The organism is Leucobacter chromiireducens (genome assembly GCF_003917135.1).
GTDB lineage: Bacteria > Actinomycetota > Actinomycetes > Actinomycetales > Microbacteriaceae > Leucobacter > Leucobacter chromiireducens_A.
In genome coordinates, this window is sequence record NZ_RPDI01000079.1 from 1 (window position 1) to 815 (window position 815).

Annotated in this window: 1 pseudogene; it reads left to right on the forward strand. The window is 68.2% G+C overall.

Going from position 1 to position 815, the window contains the following annotated elements:
• Window positions 1-815: pseudogene (locus EGM46_RS14545) on the forward strand (glycosyltransferase); the annotation flags it as partial.

An 815-nucleotide genomic window follows, 5' to 3' on the forward strand; every position in this document is an offset into this window, starting at 1 on the left:
GGCACATGTTCGATCTCCTCGACAAGCCCGTGCTGCACGCCTGGGCCGAGGTGGTGCGCCCCGACCCCTTCATGTGGGGGCCGTCCTTCGAGGAGCAGCACCGCCACGACTTCCGCAAGCGCAATCTGCGCCAGACGAAGTGGATGCACGCGCGCCTCGACGCCGACTACAACGGCTGGTGGATGTGCATGATCCCCAAGCAGGTGATCGCCGACATCGGGCTGTCGCTGCCCGTCTTCATCAAGTGGGACGACGCCGAGTACGGCCTGCGCGCGAAGGCCGCAGGCTACCGCACGGTCTCGCTGCCCGGCGTCGCACTGTGGCACGTGTCCTGGCTCGACAAGGACGACTCGCAGGACTGGCAGGCGTTCTTCCACACCCGCAACCGCATCATCGCCGGCCTCCTGCACTCCGACCGCCCGAAGAGCGGGAAGCTGCTGCAGAACAGCGGGAGGCAGGACATCAAGAAGCTGCTCAACATGCAGTACTACGCGACCCAGCTCGCGGTCGACGGCATGCGATCGGTGCTGCGCGGCCCGCAGGGCCTGCACGACGACATCTCGAAGGACATGCCAGCCGCGCGTGCGCGCGCGAAGGACTTCCCTGAGACCCGCGTCTACCGGCCGGGCGACCCGGAGACCCCGGTCGCGCCGGCAGGTCGCGCGCTGCCGATGCTTGAGGAGCCGACCGATTACCCGAAGGGGATCAGCCTCGGCATCTTCACCGCGCGCATGGTGCCGCTGCACTGGCGCCGCGCGAGCAGCGAGGATGAGCAGCGCGTGCCCGAGCTCGAGTACTCCAAGCGGGACGCTGTG